The sequence below is a fragment of the Allobranchiibius huperziae genome (assembly GCF_013410455.1).
In the GTDB taxonomy this organism is placed as follows: domain Bacteria; phylum Actinomycetota; class Actinomycetes; order Actinomycetales; family Dermatophilaceae; genus Allobranchiibius; species Allobranchiibius huperziae.
The window spans coordinates 21,518-42,060 of the sequence record NZ_JACCFW010000002.1; the positions used below are offsets into that span (position 1 = coordinate 21,518).

Sequence of the window (20,543 nt, forward strand, 5' to 3'; positions counted from 1 at the left end):
GTCAGTTCTCCTTGATCAGCTGCTGCAGCAAGTTCAGGTAGATGTCGGCCAGGGCGTAGCCGCCAGGCCATTCCTCGAGGCGGGCGCCGCTCTCGGCACAGTCCTGGATCTCTACGCGGAACGGGACCGAAGGGCTGAGCACCCGTAGCCCCGATCCGCGGACCTCTGCTTCTCGGTCGCGGCTGGTGCGCGTGCGACGCACCTGGTTGATGATGACTCCACCGAGCTGCAGGTCCTGGTTGTAGTGCTCTCGGACTGACTCCACGGTGACCATCAGCTCCGCGAGCCCGTCCAAGCTCAGCTCCGCCGGTGCACAAGGCGGGACCACGGCATCCGCGGCGACTAGCGCGTTGATGGTTAGCAGGCTGACGTCTGGTGGGCCGTCGATGAGGGTCAGGTCGTAGTCGTCGCGGATCGGCTCTAGCAGGCGCCGTAGCCGGGCCTCACGTCCCGTGGTGGCCATCACCAGCTCGTTGCGGGCGCGGCTGAGTGGTGTCTTCACCGCCGGCGCCAGTGTCAGGCCGTTCCAGCGGCCCTCGATCAAGACGTCGTCCAGGGTCACGTCGCCGGCCTGCTCACTGAGTGCGTCGGCCACCGACAGCTGGTCGGGGGCCGGGGACTCCCCCGCCACCCACTTTGTCAGGTTGGCTTGCGGATCCAGGTCGATGCACAGCACCTTGGCTCCGGTGCGTACCGCGGCGGCGGCAAGGTGGTACGTCGAGGTCGTTTTGCCGACCCCGCCTTTCTCCTGGCAGATCGCGATCACCCTGCCCATGACACCCTCCCTACTAAAACGCTAGCGACTCACCCACAATGTAGCGAGCCGCTAGCGTTTAAACAAGCACCGGCCCTCTTCGCTACGCTCGGGGGTCGGCGCAACTCTCCTGAGGTGTGGTTGCTGAAGGGTGAGCGCGCCGAGCCCCTCTGGGGCAGGCCGGTCTTCACACTTGCCCGCCCCAGAGGGCGCCTCTCTTTTCGCGGCAAGACGAAAATTCCGCTAGCGGCACACGCAAATGGCGATGCAAGGTCTAGCGGTTTAAGCTTCAAACCGCTAGACTCTAACTACCAACCACACCGCAGGAGGAACCCATGACGCACCACGAACCGTCCCCGTTCGGGACCGGCGGCATCATCCACGCCTACACCCGCGAGCAGGCCTTGGCCGACGGCGTCCTCATCGAACTAGACCCTGAGTTGACCCGGGAAGCAGGCATCGCTGCCCCGGTCGACCTCACGACGGCGGCCCACGCTGCGGTGGTGGCCTGGGGCGAAACGCAGGAAGAGGCCAAGTCCGAAGGGACCGGACAAGACGAGACCGGGCGGGCGTGGGACGTGTTGACCATGCTGCGCCTGGCCGCACCCGCTCTCCATCGCCGCGCTCTGGCCGGCGACAGGGCCGCCCGGGTGCCCTTCTCGGTGCTCGTTGTGCCGCCGACTGGGGCCGGAGTGCACCCGCGCATGGTGTGCCTGCACGCCGTGCTCGGTGGCGATGATCTGGGCAGGCCCCTCATCACGGTGATGCTTCCGACCGAGGACTAGCACCATCCGCACATGCGGGCCGTGGCCAAGACGGCGCGGCCCGCGAAACCGCCAGCTGCTCGCGGCCGCTAACCGCCAGTCCACCACCGGATGCCCGGCAGCACCTGCGCTGACGCGCAGAACGGACAGCCCTACGGGCTGGCGTCATAACCGTCGGGGTCGGCGACGTCGTCCAGGACGCACCCGCCCTCGGTCCGCCAGGGCGTCCCACGACGGGTGCGTCCTTCCCGCCGGCTCCGTCCCCGCCGCGCAGGTGGCGCCCGTAGGCGGGCGCGCTGAGGCTGGCGGCCAACAGTGGCGAATGCGGCGGGGGACAAACAGCCAGGAGGAGGGGAGGGGCGGCCTCGAATCGGCTACTCCGCTCGGCTCAAATTGGCGTCTCATCAAGCAAGATAAACCGCTAGACACCTACTGCGACGAGCCCAAAACCGCTAGACTCTAACTATCAACCACACCGCAGGAGGAAGCATGACGAACAACCAGAACATCATCGCTGTGAGTACGCCCGTCGTAGAGCGAGTGAACCCGCGCGAGGTCGTGATTGGGGACAACATCCGCACCGACGCGCACCCCTCGGAGCCGTTCATCGAATCCGTGCGCGCTAACGGCGTCCTGATCCCGGTATCGGCTTACCGCGACAGCGAGGGCACCGTCATCGTCGTAGACGGTCAGATGCGCACCCTGGCCGCGATCGCGGCCGAGCTGGCCGACATGCCCGCCCTGATCGGTGGTTCCCGAGACGAGACCGGGCGCATCATCGAGCAGTGGGTCGCCAATGAGACCCGGGTGGCGATGAGTGAGGGGGACCGGTTCGAGGCCGTGCAGCAGATGAGCCTGCTCGGCGTCCCGGCCACCGAAATCTCCCGACGCATGGGCGTAACCAAGGAGCACGTCGCACAGGTCAAGAAGGCCGCCAAGGTCGGGGTGACCCGCGAGAGCGTCAACGAGCAGGACGCCTACGACCTGGCCGACCTGGCGATCCTCGTGCAGTTCCAGGACGACCCGGAGGCGACCGCGTTCCTGACGCAGTACCGCACCACCGGGGCGGGCCTGGCGCGGCGCGTGGAGGCATGGCAGGAGAAGCAGGCCGATGACGCGCTGCTGGACCAGGCGCGCGGCGAGTGGGAGGCCAAGGGCGCAACCTTCACCCGCGCCGACTACGGCGACCGGCGACCCCAGCCGGGGGAGTTGACCTACCGCAACGGCAACCCGCTGCCCAGCAACCCCGAGCAGCTGGTCACGATGCCCGGCGTCGAATTCGACCTGCGGGTCGATGCCCGCAGAGTCAAGGGCGAGGACGGCACCTACAGCACCCAGAAGTACGTGCGGGTGCTGCCCGTGGTCAGTGACGCCGCTAAGAACGGCTACATGCGGCGCGTCACCACCGAGGAGGGCACCCTGCTCGATGCCGAGCAGGCCAAGGCCAAACGCCGCGAGCTGCGAGAGCAGCGCACCGCATGGGCCGAGGCCGAGAACGCCCGCCGTACCTATATCGGTCAGCTAGCCGCCGCCAAGATGGCCCCGAAAGGCCACGAGGCAATCCTCGCCACCGCGACCACCCGCCTGCACTGGCGGCACCTAGGAGAGGTGGCCAGCAAATTCCCCGGCGTCGACGGGTACAAGCTCGGCCAGGAGGGGGCAGGTCGTCGGACCACGGCAGCCCGGAGGCTGGCGGTCGCCACGGTGATGGCCCTCATGCAATGGGAGTCCAGCACCGGCCTGCACACGATGGAGCGGCCCGGAGACACCGACAAAGCCATGATGCGAGCCCTGATCGGGACTGGATACGAGGCCAGCGCGGTCGAGCGCGCGATCCTCTAGCCCCACCGCAATCGGACGCCCCGACCCCGCACAACGGGCCGGGGCGTTATGCATTAGAACCGTCTCACCAGGCAAGATAAAACAGCTAGACACCTACTGATAAGGGTTAAACAGCTAGACTCTAACTATCAACCACACCGCAGGAGGACTACTCATGGAACCGCTTCGCACATCACTAGCCCAGCTCATCGCCGTGATTCCCCGTCAGCTCGGTTATCTGCCGACCGACCGCATCGCGGTCGTCGCACTCGACGCGCAGTCCCAACTCCTGGCGACCTGCTCCGCAGACGCCACCGGAGAGGACGCGGCCCACCTGTTCGCAGCCCAGGCGCACGCGCCGCTGGTCGCCCAGGGCGCGGCCAGCTACATCGTCGTAGCGTTCGAGGACGCCGCCTCTCTACGCCACGAGCTGGCGACCGTGGCCGCTGACCTGAGCACCGATCAGACCACCGTGGTGGCAGCGCTGCGGGTGGCCGGGGGAGTGATCCACCACCAAGACGGCTCTACCGAAAACATCCCCGAGCTGCCCGAAGCGTTGACCTCGATGGGAGCCCAGCCCACCGGCGACCGCGAAGCAACGCGGCTGAGCTGGCTCAGCATTGGCGGACTAGCCGCCGCCGATCACGGACTGGACCCGATCGCCGCGTGGTGTGCGATCTTGAACCAAGAGGCCACACCGGAGCAGATCGAGCAGGCCGCGCACGCCGCCACCGACGTCACGCTGCGCGACGCAATCATCTTCGCGCTGACACCCGAGGCCGCCCGACGCACGGACGACCACCCAGCGCAGCGCATCCTCGACACCGCCCGCAGCACCCCCGACATCGTGGAAGCACTGCGGGCCGCCGTCTCCTACCTCGATGACGGCCCCGACGCCGTCCCCATGCTGACCGTGGTGCTCATCGCGGTCTGGACGCGCGGCAGCGTCGGTCACATCTACCTGGCCGACCGGCTCATCGCCCTCGATGCAGCGCGGACTCACCGACTCGCGTCGTTGGTGTTGACCGCGATCGCCCACGGGGCCAACCCCGCCCGGCTGCGCAACCACCTCTGACAGGCAGTGCGGGGCCTGCCGCCCAACGGCAGGCCCTGCCCCGGCCACCGCGCACGAGCGGGACGGACAGCCCTACGGGCCGGCACAACGTCGCCGGGTGCGCCAGCACCGTCCAGGTGCGCCCCGACCTGACGGTCCGCTAGCGCGTCCCGCAGGTCGGGGCGCACCCTCCCGCCGCTGACACACCCGGCGGGGAGTCCGCTTCCACAGATGGCTGGCTATACGGGCCCCGGCACCCACTCGTGCCTCAGGACATCACCTAAGACCGGTAGGTCCGCACGTCACACCTGGACCGGGCTCGGTGGGGACGGACCGGGGGTCGCCGGATTTAAACCGCGAGACACGTACCTAATCCCGCTCCAAAAACAGCTAGACTCTAACCAGCACGATCCAAAGACACGTCTCGGCGGCGACCGCCGTGGTTGACAGTCCCGCCGAGACGACAAGCACTGGACCACAAATGTCCGACCTTGCCAGCAAGATGGCCTGACGGGTGCGTGAACACCCGCCAGGTCCTACCGGGGAAGGAACCCCCAGCAATGCGTGACGATACGAGGTTCGGGCGAGGCGACGCTGACCAGATCAGGCTCAGCGTTCTGGCCATCATCGCCGCGGTGTGCACCATCGTGCTGCTGTTCCAGCCCGGGTCAGATCTTGCTGTCGCCGTCGCGGTCAGCGTCGGCGTGGTCGCTGCGGCACTGGCCGTAGCCCTCATGGTTCGCCGGCAGCGCGACCCGGGGGAGCGGCCGTGATCTGCGAACCGTGCCAGGTCCCCGGCCACACCGCCGAGGACTGTGACGACGCGCACCGCACACAGCTGACATACCGGTCCTGCCCGTGCCAGCACCGACCCATCCAGCACGCCGGTCCGCAGGCCGGCGAGGGCAGCGACGTCGGGAAGCCGCGATGACCGCCAAGGCACCCGACGAAGAAGCCGCCATACAACGGGCCCGAGATCTCCTGCAGAACGACAGCCGCACCCGCACCCGCGTGCCTGGGCGCCGGCTCATCATCACCGGCGGCGCGTTGATGATCACCGGCGTCCTGGCCGGTTTGGTCTGCACGCTGATACCCGCCGCGCCGACGTGGCTCGGCGTGGGCTTCGTCCTGGGCGGCATCGTGCCCGGCCTCTTGTGCATCGTGGCCGCGCTCACGCTCGCCGCGGAGGCGCGCGGAGGTCGATGGTGATGCACGCGGCCTGGTCGGCGTGACGGTCCCGGCCACCGCCGGGCTCATCGGGTCCGGCACTGGCGGCGTGCCTCACGGACCGCAGGTGCTCCTCAACGAGGCCTGGCCCACACGACCGCGGACCATTCGCCCCGCGCCCCACCCGATCCGCGTGCAAGTCCGCCTCGCCTGGGACGACGGCTCCGAGTGGGTCGCCGGCCGCGCCGAGCGGTGGACTCAGCGCGAACGGCGCGTCTATGTAGCGCTCTGGCACCGCCGTGTCGCGCCCGTCCAAGGGGTGTGGGTCAACGCTGCCGACGTACGGCGCAATCTCAGCGTCGCCAGCGATGGCGAAGGGTCTCCCACGCCCACTTGATGGCGGCCAGGACTTCGTCGCTTGGCTCGATACCCGTTTCGTGCGCCAGGTCGAGGATGTGCAGCAAGGGCAGTAGTACGGACACCGCGGTGCCTCTCGGTCGGGCGGCCCTCAGTCGTTACTGGGGGCTCCCTCCTTCCGCGCAGATCAGCGGTGCGCGGCAGTAGCTGCCACCTACAGGCGGTCCGGGCGTTCAACGAGGACGAGCTGGGCCGGGGCCAACCACAACTCGCCGGCGCGGACGGCGAGACAGGCCTGGGCGCGTGCTCACGGCGATGGTTTTCTCACACCCACGCCTACCCCGTGACATCCAGATGGGGGAGGGGAGGGGTGACAGGGCAGCCGGGGAGACTGTTCGGGTGGAGTTCAGCGCGTCAGCGGTCGGTGCGGTGCGTGTTCCGACTGCAGTTCGGTGATGACCAGGTCTACAAAGAGCGCATCACGTTGTGGCGGGCCACGGACATGGATGCAGCGATCGAGCTGGCCGAAACCGAAGCGCTCGAGTACGCCGCCGACCTTGACGGTGAGTACACCGGGTTTGCCCAGGCGAACCAGCTCTGGGATCAGACGGAGCCTGGCGCCGAGGTCTTCTCGTTCATGCGGTCCAGTCGGCTGGACATCGAGGACTACCTGGACCACTTCTTCGACACCGGTACCGGACGGCAGCAGGGGTGGCCAAGCATCGACTGTCAGTTATTGGTTGTTTACTAGACGTAACTTGAGTAGCCGCCAGGGGCTTGAGCGTGCCAGGCCACAGTCCCGGTGAGCGAAGGTTTGATCCCCGCGAACCTGGCCGCAGAGCTGCCCAGCTCGGCACGGTGATCCAACCTAAAAGCATGTTGCAAGGTCCTCGGCACCCCAGAAGGCTGCTATTCGGCCCTCACCCCATCGCGGTACTCCACGACATCGGTGCTGGATGGCGAGGTCGTCTCGGGTCCCTAACGGACACGCGTGGCTAGACTCAGCGGTGCTCATCCGCTGTCTGTTCTAGGGAGAATTCTTTGCTGGACCGGCTCGAACTGACCTGGCCTGGTAAAGACAAGTTTCTCCTCGCCCCCCGTGACGAGACCGGGAAGCCGGTGTGGGTTGGTCGTGACCATCCAGCTGCGTCTGAGGTTCGACTCGTGAGCTTCTCCGAGGTAGTCGGGCAGGTCGGCGACGATCCGCATGCTGACAACCTCCTTTTCACCGGCGACTCCCTGGACGTGCTGCGCATTCTGTGTGAGGTCCCGGAGTATCGGGCGCTGTACCGCGGCAAGGTCAAACTCATCTACATAGACCCACCATTCAACACAGGGCAGACGTTCGAACACTACGACGACTGGATGGAGCATTCCACCTGGCTGTCATTCATGCGTGAGCGTCTTCTATTGATCCGCGAACTGCTCAGTTCAGAGGGGTCCGTGTGGGTACATCTTGACGATGTCGAGGTGCACCGCATGCGGTGTGTCCTCGATGAAGTTTTTGGAGCCGGAAATTTCATTGAGGATCTCGCGGTGGAGCTGAACCCGAAGGGGCGACAGCTCGGTCGTTGGTTCGCTGGCAGCTTGGATCGGATCCTGGTCTATGCCAAGGATGCACGAGTAGCATCTTTGGTCGCAGCGAGCACGGAGGAGGTCAGCGACTCAGATTTTCCGTTGTCTGATGATCGCGGTGCCTACCGGCTGCTGCCTCTCCGCAACACCAACAAGAAGTTCAATCCCGTAACGCGCCCGAACTTGGCCTACCCGTTGCAGGTGCATCCGCAAACACTTGAGGTGCGGACGGAACAGTTCGAAGGGTCGGTCGCAGTCTTGCCGGTATTCGGAGACCTCACCCGAGCCGTATGGCGGTGGGGCAAGCCGAAAACGACCAACCAGCATCAGGAACTGATTGGGCGGTGGGTTAACGGTAGGTCTGGGCGCCGACTTGATGTCTTTCAAAAGGACTACAACGAGAGCGGCAGGACGAAGAAGTACCGGGATTTTTGGGCCAGCTCTGAGGTTGGCTCCTCTGATCGGGGCAAGGCAGAGATCAAGAAAATTCTGCCGGGTTCAGTCTTCGATACACCTAAACCTGAGAGCCTCATGGCCCGGATCGTTGGTATTGCAACTGTGCCGGGTGATGTCGTGGTTGATTGCTTCGCTGGGTCGGGCACGACGGCCGCGGTGGCTCAGAAGATGGGCCGACGGTGGGTGTCAGCCGAGATCTCACCGTCGACTGTCGAGGAGTTCACACTGCCCCGCCTGATCAAGGTGATCGAGGGTCACGACGAAGGTGGTGTTACGGCCTCTACGGGATGGCAGGGCGGGGGCGGCTTCCGTCATGTCACGGTGGGGCCCTCGATGTACGACGAGACCCCTTACGGGGTGGTGCTGGCGGAGTGGGCCACGAATGGTCGGTTTGCACGGGCGGTCGCGGGGCAGTTGGGGTTTCAGTGGCAAGCGGCAGCTCCACCGCTGTGCGGTATCCGTGGCCGGATGCGTCTGGCGGTGGTCGATGGCGCTGTCGGGGTTGAGGAAGTACGGCAGATCGTGGGGTCGTTGGGGGAACGTGAACGGGTAACGATCGTGGCGAAGGCTGTGCTGCCTGTTGCCGAAGCGGAACTGGCCCGGCTGAGCGCGGGTTCGCGGATTCGGAAGGCACCACGGGACTTGTTAACCGCCGGTGCGCGGCGGATGCGCCGCCGAACTGATGCAGCACCCACCGACGCGGTGGAAGGGGCTGGGTCGTGAGCATCGATTACGACGCGGCGCTGGTCGAACAGGTCTCGTACAACCTGGACTTGCGCGAACCTAACCGTGACGCCCTGGATGCCCTGGCGAAGGTCCTTGATAGGGCAGAGCCAGGCGCAGAGTTCGTCGCAGACCTGGCCACGGGCGTAGGAAAGACCTACATTGCCGGCGGGTTACTGGATTACTTGTACGAGTCGGGTGTGCGCAACGTGCTGATCGTGACCCCAGGATCGACGATCCAACGCAAGACGATCGACAACCTGACCCCAGGTCACCGCAAGTACCTGAGGGGGATGCAGTCCCGACCAATGGTCATCACACTCGACAGTGTCGAACGGGGTGAGGTCGGTGCCGCATTGGCAGAAGCGGACCGGTTCAAAGTGTTCGTGTTCACAGTCCAGTCGTTGCTGCGCCCGAACAAGGAGGACCGACGCCGCGCATTCCAGCCGCACGAGACGCTCGGCACCGCTATCCGCACCTACCTCGAAAGTGCTGACGACCTGGTCGTGATCGCTGATGAGCATCACGTCTACTACTCCGGATCGGCCAAAAAGTTCGAGGCTGCGATCAGCGAGCTGGCACCACTGGCGACTATCGGGCTGACGGCAACTCCGCACGAGGCGTCCCGGTCGATGGTGGTGTATCGGTACCCGCTGTCCGAAGCGATCGCGGACGGTTGGGTGAAGATCCCGGTGCTGGTGACCCGACAGGACGGCATTCACGACGTACGCACCCAGCTCGCCGACGGGCTGACATTGCTAGAGGCGAAACGAGAGGGGCTGCGCGCGTACTGCGCGCAAGCAAAAGGCCGGACGTACATCGAGCCGGTCATGTTCTTGGTCGCCTCCACCATCGAGGAAGCAACGGAGTACCGCGATCTGCTGATTGGGCCAGACATGCTCGGCTCACCTGACCAGGTCTTGCTCGTCACCTCTGAGGAACCGGACGCGACGTTGGCCCAACTAGACCGGTTGGAGGACCCAGACTCAAACATCCGCGCGGTGGTATCAGTCTCGATGCTCAAAGAGGGCTGGGACGTCAAGAACATCTACGTCATTGCCTCAGTGCGGTCGATGGAATCCAGCCTGCTCACCGAGCAGATCCTCGGTCGCGGTTTGCGTCTGCCGTTCGGGCAGCGCACCGGCAGCCCGATGCTTGACACCGTGGAGGTGCTGTCCCACCGGTCGTTCGCCACCCTGCTGAAGCAGGCGAAAGCGCTACTGGAGGAAACGCTCGGTGACCGGGTGAGCGACGCGGTCGTGGTGGCCAACCCTGTGCCCGGCCGCAGGACAGCCGGCCAGCCGCTGACCGGACAGGGTGAATTACCTGCAGACTTCACCATCCCCGACTCCGGCACGGTCGACGTCCAGCTGCCTGGGCGCGCCGCGCTCGACCCACACCAGGGCGCCTTGTTCGACCTCGACGATGAGGATGGGCAGGTCACCGCCCGGCACACGGGGCTGATGGTGTCGACGTTTGATTCCCGTGTCGCTGAGGGAGCAACCGCGGCGGCAGCTCTAGAGCGCGTCCTACGGCCTCGCAGCCCGGGTGGGGTCAAGCTCCCGCTGTTCTTGCCATCGGTGGTCACCCGCTGGGAGCGGGATCCGTTCACGTTGGCTTCGATCAACCTGGACTCGGTTGAAGCGTTGGGGCAGACATTCGCCCAGGACAACGCGCCCACCCTCACTCGTAAAGCGATCGATGCCGAGCGCGACGACTCGGGCGCCGCGCATGTGGTGATTCGTGACCAGGTCGAGCAGGTTGTCGCGACGCAGACGGTCATGCCGTTCGCCACCATCGAGACTGACCTCGTTGGACGGTTGATCCGCAGCAACGCCGTCGAGGCCACGGCTAGTGAGATCAATGCCGCCGTCGCGGTGGCCAAAGCGTTCCTGGTCGGCGCCAGCGTCACCGAAGACACCCCATGGCGGGCCGAGCACGGCCGGTTAGCTACTGCCCGCTTGGTGGAGTGGATCTCAGTGAAGCAAACGTCCTCACCCGCCAGAGAGGTTCGTGATGTGCGGCCCGTGCGCTGGCCTGACCCCTCCGAGCGGCGTGAAACCCGAGTACCTGCCGACCGGCAGGTTGTGACCAGCTCCAGAGACTTCGTGCGTGGTTACCCCTATTATGGGTACGACAATTCGGTCTACGAGATCAACAGCTTCGATGCGTACTCCACCGAGTTTCGTCTCGCAGCGATCTTCGAACGGCCGGGACCGGTTAAGGCGTGGGTGCGCATTGATGAGACCGTTCCGCTGCGAATCACTTACCTCAGTGGTGCAATCCAACGGCAATACGAACCGGACTTCATCGTCATCGATGATGAGGGCACGCACTGGATTGTCGAAGGAAAACGCGATTCTGACATGACTGACCCGATCGTCATCGCCAAACGCGACGCCGCAGCAGCCTGGGTCAAAACCGTCAACCTCTCGGACGAGGTCCACGAGACCTGGGCCTACTTGCTGGCCTCCGAAGCCGTCTGCGAAGCATCGACCAGTTGGGCGGCGGTCAAAGCAGGAGCACAAGTCTTCCGGTAGGCCGCGGCCCCGCACCTTCGGTCATGATGGCCATTTCAGCGCTTATTGCACAAACTTCCCTGAACTTCCCGCATGACGAGCTGCCGGGGGGGGGAGAGAAGATTGCTTGCGCCGACCGGGTCTCGTAAGAGGACACGTAGGCCAGGTCAGCTCCCGAGTGGCCTAAATCTGCTCGAAAGTCCCCCGCCGCGGGCCACTGCGCCACCATGGGTACGTGTTTGGAGGATCCTCCGGGTAGAACTCGGAGTAAACCCGGGGCGCAAGACCGTATACGCATTCCCACGTTGTGTCCTCGAGGTCGGTGTACGTAAGTACCGGCACGGGCTGGGCGTCCAACCGAATCCGGTCGCTCTCAAACTCAAACTCAAACATGGCAACTGAACCAGGTGCGAGGGCCCCCGCCTGCACCGCGTCTCCGACCGACGGCGGGGCATTTACCAGCGTCACGCCCTCCAGCTTGGCCTCAGCTGAAAGGGCGTGAGCGATCGATGATTTGAGATGGAACATGCCGGGGACCTGACCGTCAAATGGTTCGCCGCCGCCGAAATAACCTCGAACTGCCAGGTTCAGCACAATGTTGATGATGATGTCTTCACGAAAGTTTGCGACGACCACGCGAAGGCGTTGGTCATCAGCGTTGCTGAAAAGTCCAGTATGAGGTCTGATCATCGTGACACGACGTGCTCGAAGAACTGCTGCGCGGTGTTCGGCTATAGATGCTTCTTCGCTTCGTCTCGCAGCTTCGCGGTCTGCTTCTCTTTCGCGGGTGGTCGCCTGCTGTTCTAGTTCACGAGCTCGCACCTGGTCGGCAGTCTTAACTTCGGCTTCCCGGCGCCGGTCGTTATGAACAGTGATGCTAACGGCCACGATGACGCTCATTAACGAGGCAAAGGCCGAGATGACAACGGCCACGGTGCGCAGGTCAAAGCCCCCCACTAGCGAACGAACGCCCCAGCCGGCTGCGAATGAAATACCCGTCAACGCAGCCGCGATGCCAGCAATTTTGGGTCGGGTGAGCGTCATGTAGGGATGCTCTCACCCCAGCCGCCCGTAATCTGGCTATGCAACGCCAGCTCGGTCGGCTCGTGACTCAACTGTGCATCCGCGCATGCCCTAGATGTCCACCCTGGGCAGGTTCACGCCGGGCGCATCTAGGGTCCGATCCCGGGGTGTGTGCCAGATTTGATGGGGAGGAGCGGGTGCGAAACCGCGGCTTGTCATAATTATTATTATCGGTTATCTGGTAGATGCGCCTAGATTCGCGCTAGACGCCGGCGAGACGTCCAGCCTGTCGCCAGTAGCCAAGGGCCTCCCGATTGCCGAGAAGCAGCCATTCTCAATCTAGGAGTCGGTTCTTATGTGCCTCAGCCGTTAGCCGCACGCCGGACTCGCCGAGGCGTTGGGCCTCGGTCAGTAGTAGTGCGGTGATGCGAGCTGCCCCGCTGTAGTCAAGGCCTTCTGGGGGATGGATGTTGGAAATGCAGTTTCGTCGTTCGTCGGTTAGGCCCGGCTGGGGTAGGTGCGTTAAGTAGATACCTAGGCTTGCTGGCACGGACAGGCCTGGTCGCTCCCCGATCAGCACCAGCAGCGTCTTTACGCCCATGGCCGCGCCGATTGCGTCCCCCAGTGCGACTCGTGCCTGAGTGGCGATGACCGGGGGTGCGATCGAGTAGCTCGGGCTCAGACGGGCGACCAAGGCTGTCAAGAGGCCGACACCGTGAGCATCCAGGGCCTGTGGCGATAGGCCGTCAGCGAGGACGAGTCCGATGTCCGCGCCGGTGTTTGGGACTGCGGATAGGTCAGTCGCAGATCGGCCGAGATCAGGTCGGCGGAGATACTCGCTGCGGCTGGTCGCGCGGCTGGCGACAACGGCGGGGGTGCCGATGCCCACGTCGGTCGCACGTCGGACCAGGTCTTGTAGGTCCAAAGGTAGGTGGACGGCTCCTCGGGCGGCGGCATGCGCGGCCCGGAATGCTAGTACGTGGGCGGTGGGAAGGGCATTTCCTGTCCGACCCAGGCCGATACGCGCCTGGGTTGTCCGCCGCAGCGACGCCCAGATGTCGTCGATGACTGGCTCATTCATGGCGCCTGCACCAAGGTCCGAAGCGGAGAGGAGGACGCCTCAACGGGCAGCATGCTGCCGTTGCCATCCATCATGCCTAGCCGTTGCAGCCAGGCCTCGAACTCTGGCGCCGGCCGCAGCCCTAGCACTTGACGGGCGTACATCGCGTCGTGAAATGACAGGCTCTGGTAGCCCAGCATGACGTCGTCCGCGCCAGGCACGGTGATGACGAAGGCCACCCCCGCGACGCCGAGCAGTGTCAGCAGTGTGTCCATGTCGTCCTGGTCGGCCTCGGCGTGGTTGGTGTAGCAGACATCAACGCCCATTGGCAGCCCCAGGAGCTTGCCGCAGAAATGGTCCTCGAGCCCCGCCCGAATGATCTGTTTCCCGTCATAGAGGTATTCCGGACCGATGAAGCCGACCACCGTGTTGACCAGCAGCGGGTCAAGCATTCGTGCCACGGCGTAGGCGCGGGTCTCAAGGGTCTGCTGATCGACTGGTCGGCTGTCGGTTCCGAGATGGGCACCGGCGGACAGCGCCGATCCTTGCCCTGTCTCCAGATACATAACGTTTGAACCGACCGTCCCCCGGGCCAGTGAACGTGCCGCCTGATTGGCCTCCACCAGGAGTGGGATATTCACGCCGAAACTGCGGTTAGCAGGCTCGGTTCCCGCAATTGACTGGAAGACCAAGTCGACCGGAGCGCCGGCGTCGATCAGGTCCATGGTGGTTGTGACATGCGACAGCACGCACGATTGCATGGGTATGTCATACCGCTGCCGTACGTCGTCCAGCAGCAGGAGCAGCTCGGCAACGGCACGAGCGGATTCAGTCGCCGGGTTGACGCCGATCACTGCGTCCCCGCATCCCATCAGCAGACCGTCAAGAGTGCTGGCCGCAACCCCCTGAGGATCATCGGTCGGGTGGTTGGGTTGCAACCGGGTCGCCACGCGACCGGGTAGGCCGATAGTCGTACGAAAAGCTGATGTGACCGTCACCGCTCGGGCAACTGCGATCAGATCCTGATTGCGCATGATCTTTGAGACGGCGGCGACCATTTCCGGCATCAGACCTGAAGCAAGAGAGCTGAGCGTGGACCTCGCGACAGTCGCGGAGATCGAGTTGCCGCAGTTGACACGGTCGGCCTGCTCCAGCAGCCAGTCGCGGAATCCACCCACGGTGAGGTGGGCAACGGGTGCGAACGCCGCGGCGTCCTGGCTGTCGACGATCAGACGGGTGACGGCGTCGGTCTCGTACGGAACGACCTGTTCGTTCAGAAATGTGGTGAGCGGCAGGTCGGCCAGCGTCCAAGCCGCTGCGGCACGCTCGGTATCGGATTCAGCAGAGCAGCCGGCAAGTTCGTCCCCGGACCTGCGGGGAGTTGCTTTGGCCATGAGGTCGACCAGACCGTCGAATCGATGGTTCCGGCCGGCTATCTGTTGTTGGTAGATCACTGCTGCCTCCGCGTCTCGCTGGTCCACGCGGCGCTGACCTGCCGTCGCTCATCCCCGATGTGGATCGGCGGCTGGGAAGCCCGCTTTCGGTTGCGCCGCGAGCGGGGCTGGATTGTCAGTAGGCGAGCAGGCGTTCGAGCTCTCGTTCGCCGAGGACCAGGTGCTCGCGCAAAGAGCGCTCCGCGGTGGCTAGATCGAAGTCGGCCAGCGCTGTCGTGATGTGGCGGTGCTGCTCGACCGCGGTTCGGCAGCGGTCGCGGTCCAGGGTGAACGAAAGAACACCAGTGCGCTGGTGGTGGTTCCCAAGAGAATCGTTGACCGTGGCCATGACCGTGTTGCCGGCGAGGGCGAGGATTGTTGAGTGGAACTGTCGGTCTACCGCGATTAGTGCGGGGGCGTCGGCGCCGCGTTGGTAGAGCTCGTTCTGCTCGTTGACTAGAGAAACGAGCTTGTCTCCCTGGTCGATGCGCTCCTGGCAGATCAAACGGGCCGCGTGGGTCTCCAGCAGCAGTCGCACGTCGTAGAGTTCGCGGACTTGGCGGGCGGTGATCTGGGTAATAAGTGCACCGCGACGAGGCAGCAGATCCACAAGGCGTTCCTCGTGAAGGCGCAGGAATGCCTCGTGGACTGGTGTCCGTGACAACCCCGTCGCGTTCGCGACGTCCATCTCGGTGAGCAGGGTGTCGGGCGACACCTTGAGATCCAGGATGAGTTGCTTCAAGTAGCTGTGGACGAAGGTAGTCGCATTGACGCCGTCCGGTCGACGAACGCGTGGCAGGCCGCCGTCGTCCAATCGGACCTGCTGCGCCAGTCTCATACGTCCCTCGAGTCCCGCCGGTGCACCCTGCACCGCTGGTATCCAAAGTCGAAGTCTAGGCGGTCAGTTGGAGACCACGGCGAAGCGCCGATGGCCCAAGCTGGGGTTGATCCGCCGGACTGCGGTCACCCTTGCCGGGTCGACGGGGCCGGTCGCCACCCCGGGCTGCTCGCCGGCGCACGCGACGGTGATCCCCATGGGGTCGACGATTTGGCTTTGTCCACATGAGACTGGACCGGTTTGTCCGGCGGCCGCGAGGTAAATCGTGTTTTCGATCGCCCGCGCTGCGAGCAGCGTTGTCCAGTGCGCCTCCTTGGCAGGACCTACTGCCCATGCGGCAGGCAGGACCACGAGTTGGGCGCCGCCGTCAACGACCCATCGGAACACCTCGGGGAACCGCAGGTCGTAACAAGTCAGCGCACCGACGGACAGCCCGTTAACCTCGAACACCAGCGGGTGGGTGATATCTGCGGGCTGCACGGTGTCCGATTCTCGATAGCCGAAAGCGTCGTACAAATGGATCTTGCGGTATGTGCCCACGATTTCACCGATATCGGAGACCGCGACAAGGGTGTTGCTGCACCGATGATCACCCTTGAGGACCTCGAACATGCCGACGACGACGGTGATGCCGTGACTCTTGGCGGCCTCAGCGACCGCAGAGATGAAGGGCCCGTCGATGCTCTGCCCGACTAACTGTGGGGTGGTGTGAGCTGGGTCGAAGTACATCGCAGCTTCAGGTAGCACGGCCAGCCGCGCGCCAGTCGCGGCTGCTGAAGCAATCAGGTCGGCACAGGTGCGGGTATTGGCGTCGATGTCGGTGGTGGCGGAGAACTGGCACACGGCGACGGGGAGAGACATGGTTGATCCTTCGGGTTGGACCGCCAGAGGCGGTGGATGTCTGAGCGGGTGGGAGCCGGTGCTCAGGTTGTCCTGGCGTCCAGGGAACGTTCTGGGTGAACGAACAGCCAACACAGCGTGCCGAACACACCAGCAGACGCCATGACGACTAAGGCGAGGCCCCAATTGCCGCCGATGCTCACTAGTGCCGAGGTGAAGATGGGACCAAAGGCCAGGGTCGCGTTACCGCAGAAGTTGGTGAACCCAGTGACGGTCGCCGCATGGCGGCCGCCGAGGTCTTGGCAGCCAGACCACACTTGGACCTGCACTACGCCCACCCCTCCAAGGCTGACGCACATCCAACAGATCATGATGGTGTTGTTTGGAGTGAGTGCGCCGACAGCAAGCGCGCCGGCGGCCACGAGGAAACCTGCAATAGCCAGCCACTTGCGCTGTTGCCAGCTGCGAAAGACGCGATCGTTGAGCAGCCCGGTGCCGAACACCGCGAGGATCATCGCGCCCCATGGGAGTGCGCCAACAAATCCCATGCTTTTGAACGACAGCCCGCGGGCCTGCACCAGGTAGGTCGGCAGCCACGTCGTGAAGAAGGATTGGATGAGCAGTAGGAGGCCATACTGCAGACCGATCGCCCAGAACTGTCCGGAGGTCAAGAACGCGCGTGTGCCGAGTGAGATGTGGGCAACGCCATCGGTATCGCCGTCGACTTCGGCGGCCAGCGCCGCCTCGGCCATGTTGACCGCTCTAACCTGCCGGGGGTCGTCTCGCACAACTGCAAACCACAGCAGCGAGAGCACCGCACCGAGGAGTGCAAAGGTGTGGAACGACGCCTGCCAACCCCACTGGTCAGCTACCCATACAACGATCGGGCTCCCGATGAACGAGCCAAGGTAGAGCCCTGCGAGGAGCAGTGAATTCGCGCGTGATCTTTCCCGGTGAGGAAACCATCGCTGCAGCGTCCACACAGATGCCGGCCAGTCAGCGGCCTGGCCGATGCCGAGCAGGATCCGGACTAGGACGAAGCCGAGGAAGACCCCCCCGTAGGGGGTGAGGAAAGTAAATAGCGACCACCACAGACCGGCGATAGCCAGCACAACGCGAGCGCCGTATCGGCGCACCAGGATCCCGCCAGGAACCTGGAATAGGGCGTATGCAGCGGTGAACGCCGTCAGGACAATCGACATCTGGTTCAGGCTGAACCCGTAATCTCGCTGGATTATCGGGGCGGACACTGTCATCGCGGTGCGATCGAGTGACAGTACGAACGTGATTGGCAGGATCAGCCCTCCGGCGATCCACCAACGGACCGAGGTCGGACCGGCCGCCTCCGATGCTCGCGTGACGGCGACCATCAGCGTGTTCCTGAGAACAAATCACTAGCTCCCGAGAGCTCTGAGAGGCGCATGCCGTTGGCGATCGCTTCCCGCATCGCAGGCTCAGATTCCTCCTTGGCCCGGATCTGCTGTGCGAGATCGAGCGCTTCATCGCGGTCAAGCACGACGACCCCGTCGCCGTCAGCCCACACCACGTCCCCCGGACGGATCACCGCGCCACCGATGGCCACCGGCACGTTGATTGCACCTTCTAGCCCAAGCAGCCGGGTCGTATGGGAGGTGACCCCGTTGCAGTACACGGGGAACTCATAACTGATGATCTCGTCCCGGTCGTTGACCGGGCCAGCGAACACCGCCCCGACCGCTCCACGCTGCTTAGCGGTGTAGGAGACCACGCCACCGAAACAGGACCGAGAGCTGTCACCGGAATGTTCGACGATGAAGACATCACCGGGGCGCAGATTGTCCACCGCAACATGCACTGCCGTGGAGTCCATGTGCGGAATCCGAACGGTGACCGCGCAGCCCACGAAACCAACTGGCCTCGTCAGGGGTTGGAGCCCCTTCGGGAACCCGTAGTCCCGCATGTGCCCCAGTGTGGAAGTGCACAAGGGCTCGAGGGCGGCGGCGATCCGCGGATCGAGTGGCTCTGGCATCGGCTTTTGAATGAACATCGGGTTGCTCCTCGGTGTACGTATGCGTAACGTATGCGTTGCACGATAGTGGCGCAGCTCACTCCGTTGTCAACCCTCGCGACGTTCGACGACGCGATCGGCGCCGTGGGTGTCCACTGCGCCATCCGCAAGGCGCAACGGGTGTTGTCGCAACCGGGCGCGGCGGCAGGACCCGTGTTGATGATCAGACTCGCAACTGAAAGGGAACCCACCCATGGCCGCCGAGATCTACTACGACGATGACGCCGACCTCTCCATCGTTCAGGGGCGCACCGTCGCCGTCCTGGGCTACGGAAGCCAGGGGCACGCGCATGCGCTGTCGCTACGCGACTCAGGCGTCAACGTTCGGGTTGGACTACCCGAAGGGTCGGCGAGCCGTGCCAAAGCTGAGGCGGAAGGGCTGCGGGTGGTGACGCCCTTCCAGGCAGCTGCGGAGGCAGATCTGATCATGGTCCTGGTTCCGGACCATGTGCAACGGTCGGTGTACGCGGAGTCGATCGAGCCAAATCTGCAGGACGGCAACGCACTGCTTTTCAGTCACGGCTTCAACATTCGGTTTGGCTACATCGAACCTCCGGCTGGTGTGGACGTAGCAATGGTTGCCCCCAAGGGCCCGGGCCACCTCGTGCGTCGCGAGTTCAGTAAGGGCAGGGGCGTGCCCTGCCTCGTTGCGGTAAACCAGGACCATAGTGGGGGCGCGCAGGCGCTGGCGTTGTCCTATGCCAAAGCCATAGGCGGCACGCGGGCAGGCGTCATAAAGACGACTTTCGCTGAGGAGACCGAGACCGACCTGTTCGGTGAGCAGGCCATCCTGTGTGGTGGCATCTCAGCCCTCGTGACGATGGGGTTTGAGACGCTGACCGGGGCGGGATATCAGCCGGAGATCGCGTACTTCGAGTGCCTCCACGAGGTGAAGCTCATCGTTGATCTTATGTATGAGGGTGGCATTGCCAAGCAGCGCTGGTCAGTCTCCGACACCGCCGAATACGGCGACTACACCAGCGGCCAGAAGATTGTTGACGATCACGTTCGCGCCTCGATGGGCGCCGTACTCACTGCGATCCAGGACGGTTCGTGGGCCGCAACGTTCATTGCAGACCAAGATGCTGGGGCACCTGACTTCAAGGCCAGGCGCGCTGCCGCTGAAGGACACCCCATTGAGGCCACCGGCCGCGAGCTCCGCGCGCTGATGCGTTGGGTGTCCTTCGACGACGATTACACGGGTACCGCTAGCCGGAGTTGAAGAGCCTCCGCCCAGTCCTCCAGGAACTTGTCCGAACCGCAGCACCTAGCACCTAACGAGTTGGACAACTGTCGTTCTGGGGTACACCCCAGAACGACACATCGAGGTGACCCGAAACCTGTCGTTCTGGTTGAGCGTTTCGGTTATTCCGACAGATGTGTCGGTAATGTCCCTCCCGTGAGGTTTCAGACAGTTGCCTACCTGCGGGTGTCGTCGGTCGACCAGAACGTCGACCGCCAGGTCGAGGCCGTCGGCCAGGTCGACAAGACCTTCACCGACCGGATCAGTGGCAGCAGCCGCGAGGAGCGGACCGCGCTGGCGGAGATGATCGACTACGTGCGCGAGGGCGACACCATCCGCGTGGCGGCGATGGACCGCCTCGCGCGGTCGGTCATCGACCTGTCGCAGATCGTGCAGCAGTGCACTGCCAAGGGCGTCAGTGTGGAGTTCGTGGCCGAGGGCCTGACGTTCGCCCAGGGCAAGGAGAACCCCTACGCGGAGTTCGCGCTGCACATGCTCGGGTCTGTCGCTCAGCTGGAGCGGTCGCTGATCCGTGAGCGGCAACGTCAGGGCATCGCGCTGGCCAGGACCAAGCGCACGTACCGGGGTCGTACCGCAGTGCTGACCCCTGAGCAGGTGGCCACGGCCCGGTATCAGCTCACGCAGAAGATCTCCAAGGCCCAGATCGCCCGGGATCTTGGAGTCTCACGAAGCGCGTTGTACGACGCCCTCGGGCAGCAAGGCGCGTACGCGGTGAAACCCGCGCACCGCCCGCCCATGGCCGGGGGTGCGAAAGAAGTGAAGCTACCTCTGGGTGATGACGCCACCCTCAGCTGACCGGCAACTGAACCTGCTCTAAATCCAACAGAGGAGCTTGTACTGATGACCCC

Annotated in this window: 18 protein-coding genes; 10 read left to right on the forward strand and 8 right to left on the reverse strand. The window is 64.3% G+C overall.

All coding sequences use genetic code 11. The annotated features are described in order from the left end of the window. Position 1: 1 nt before the first annotated feature. Positions 2 to 775 (reverse strand): ParA family protein, encoded by a 774-nt coding sequence (locus HNR15_RS17275; protein WP_179483867.1) that lies wholly within the window; start codon positions 773 to 775, stop codon positions 2 to 4. A gap of 314 nt (positions 776 to 1,089) precedes the next feature. On the opposite strand from HNR15_RS17275, the gene HNR15_RS17280 reads away from it, so the two are divergent. The 8 genes from HNR15_RS17280 (at position 1,090) to HNR15_RS17315 (ending at position 11,211) form a co-directional block, all read left to right on the forward strand. Then, positions 1,090 to 1,539, forward strand: a complete 450-nt coding sequence (locus HNR15_RS17280; RefSeq protein WP_179483868.1) for a DUF6573 family protein — start codon at positions 1,090 to 1,092, stop codon at positions 1,537 to 1,539. 468 nt (positions 1,540 to 2,007) lie between these two features. Next, positions 2,008 to 3,360 carry a ParB/RepB/Spo0J family partition protein gene (locus HNR15_RS17285; RefSeq protein WP_179483869.1) on the forward strand — a complete coding sequence of 451 codons (1,353 nt, stop codon included), beginning with the start codon at positions 2,008 to 2,010 and terminating at the stop codon, positions 3,358 to 3,360. Positions 3,361 to 3,514: 154 nt separating this feature from the next. Next, complete coding sequence (locus HNR15_RS17290; protein ID WP_179483870.1) at positions 3,515 to 4,414, forward strand: hypothetical protein; 900 nt, start codon at positions 3,515 to 3,517, stop codon at positions 4,412 to 4,414. 539 nt (positions 4,415 to 4,953) lie between these two features. Next, on the forward strand, positions 4,954 to 5,166 hold the full coding sequence (locus tag HNR15_RS17295) for a hypothetical protein (protein ID WP_179483871.1): 213 nt from the start codon (positions 4,954 to 4,956) through the stop codon (positions 5,164 to 5,166). 154 nt (positions 5,167 to 5,320) lie between these two features. Beyond that, complete coding sequence (locus tag HNR15_RS17300) at positions 5,321 to 5,602, forward strand: hypothetical protein (protein ID WP_179483872.1); 282 nt, start codon at positions 5,321 to 5,323, stop codon at positions 5,600 to 5,602. 748 nt (positions 5,603 to 6,350) lie between these two features. Then, complete coding sequence (locus HNR15_RS17305; RefSeq protein ID WP_218884447.1) at positions 6,351 to 6,668, forward strand: hypothetical protein; 318 nt, start codon at positions 6,351 to 6,353, stop codon at positions 6,666 to 6,668. Between the two features lie 413 nt (positions 6,669 to 7,081). Further along, the gene (locus HNR15_RS17310; RefSeq protein ID WP_179483873.1) at positions 7,082 to 8,671 is read left to right on the forward strand and encodes a DNA methyltransferase; all 1,590 of its coding nucleotides are present in this window, start codon (positions 7,082 to 7,084) and stop codon (positions 8,669 to 8,671) included. After that, positions 8,668 to 11,211, forward strand: a complete 2,544-nt coding sequence (locus tag HNR15_RS17315; RefSeq protein WP_179483874.1) for a DEAD/DEAH box helicase family protein — start codon at positions 8,668 to 8,670, stop codon at positions 11,209 to 11,211. Before HNR15_RS17310 ends, HNR15_RS17315 begins: the two co-directional genes overlap by 4 nt. A 162-nt stretch (positions 11,212 to 11,373) precedes the next feature. Here HNR15_RS17315 and HNR15_RS17320 read toward each other — a convergent pair whose 3' ends face one another. The 7 genes from HNR15_RS17320 to HNR15_RS17350 all read right to left on the reverse strand — a co-directional run bounded on the left by HNR15_RS17320 (position 11,374) and on the right by HNR15_RS17350 (position 18,410). Beyond that, positions 11,374 to 12,234 (reverse strand): hypothetical protein, encoded by an 861-nt coding sequence (locus tag HNR15_RS17320; protein ID WP_179483875.1) that lies wholly within the window; start codon positions 12,232 to 12,234, stop codon positions 11,374 to 11,376. Positions 12,235 to 12,547: 313 nt separating this feature from the next. Then, a complete protein-coding gene (gene eutC / locus HNR15_RS17325; protein WP_179483876.1) occupies positions 12,548 to 13,294 on the reverse strand; it encodes an ethanolamine ammonia-lyase subunit EutC in 747 nt (248 codons plus the stop codon). Next, on the reverse strand, positions 13,291 to 14,754 hold the full coding sequence (locus HNR15_RS17330; protein ID WP_218884448.1) for an ethanolamine ammonia-lyase subunit EutB: 1,464 nt from the start codon (positions 14,752 to 14,754) through the stop codon (positions 13,291 to 13,293). Before HNR15_RS17330 ends, eutC begins: the two co-directional genes overlap by 4 nt. Before the next feature lie 88 nt (positions 14,755 to 14,842). Next, a complete protein-coding gene (locus HNR15_RS17335) occupies positions 14,843 to 15,544 on the reverse strand; it encodes a GntR family transcriptional regulator (RefSeq protein ID WP_179483877.1) in 702 nt (233 codons plus the stop codon). 63 nt (positions 15,545 to 15,607) lie between these two features. Continuing rightward, entirely contained in the window at positions 15,608 to 16,405 is a 798-nt protein-coding gene (locus HNR15_RS17340) for a carbon-nitrogen hydrolase family protein (RefSeq protein ID WP_179483878.1), read from the reverse strand. Between the two features lie 62 nt (positions 16,406 to 16,467). After that, positions 16,468 to 17,754: an MFS transporter gene (locus HNR15_RS17345; protein WP_179483879.1), complete on the reverse strand. Its 1,287-nt coding sequence runs from the start codon at positions 17,752 to 17,754 to the stop codon at positions 16,468 to 16,470. After that, positions 17,754 to 18,410: an RraA family protein gene (locus HNR15_RS17350; protein ID WP_179483880.1), complete on the reverse strand. Its 657-nt coding sequence runs from the start codon at positions 18,408 to 18,410 to the stop codon at positions 17,754 to 17,756. Before HNR15_RS17350 ends, HNR15_RS17345 begins: the two co-directional genes overlap by 1 nt. A gap of 214 nt (positions 18,411 to 18,624) precedes the next feature. On the opposite strand from HNR15_RS17350, the gene ilvC reads away from it, so the two are divergent. Next, complete coding sequence (ilvC, locus tag HNR15_RS17355) at positions 18,625 to 19,653, forward strand: ketol-acid reductoisomerase (RefSeq protein WP_179483881.1); 1,029 nt, start codon at positions 18,625 to 18,627, stop codon at positions 19,651 to 19,653. A gap of 177 nt (positions 19,654 to 19,830) precedes the next feature. Further along, a complete protein-coding gene (locus HNR15_RS17360; protein ID WP_179483882.1) occupies positions 19,831 to 20,490 on the forward strand; it encodes a recombinase family protein in 660 nt (219 codons plus the stop codon). Positions 20,491 to 20,543: the final 53 nt, after the last annotated feature.